Genomic DNA, 415 nt, shown 5'->3' on the forward strand with positions numbered 1-415 from the left:
CGTATTTACAGCTATTCCTTCGAAGTGAGAGAAGAAGCCTAGTCCTAATGCCGATGCAAGTGACCTTAATGCAGGGAGGCAGGCCGTGCCGCTAGCCAAACGCCACTAGAGCCTACTCTGTCTAATATTTTATTTATCATTTGAAAGTCTATTGGTTGATATTACCATCATTCTAAACTCCGTATACAAGTACGGAGTCAATCATTTTAATGAGTCAATTATGGGGCAATGTGTTGGATCTTCGTTTTGCATACAGGTATTTGTCATACCCACAATTACTTTCTCTAAACGTTGAAGGTCATTAATTTTGTCTCGAATGATTGCTAACTTTTGTCGGTTTAATAGCTCAACTTGAGCGCAGTTGCTGTCCATAGACATTAGCGATTTTATTTCTCTTAACGTAAAGCCGAGCGCT

1 protein-coding gene is annotated in these 415 nt (G+C 40.0%); it reads right to left on the bottom strand.

The features are described 5' to 3' along the window. Positions 1-201: 201 nt before the first annotated feature. Positions 202-415: MerR family DNA-binding protein (locus MTN96_RS36925; RefSeq protein WP_248534875.1), on the bottom strand; the 214-nt coding region annotated here is incomplete at its 5' end.

The sequence above is a fragment of the Pseudoalteromonas sp. 2CM28B genome, from assembly GCF_023161935.1.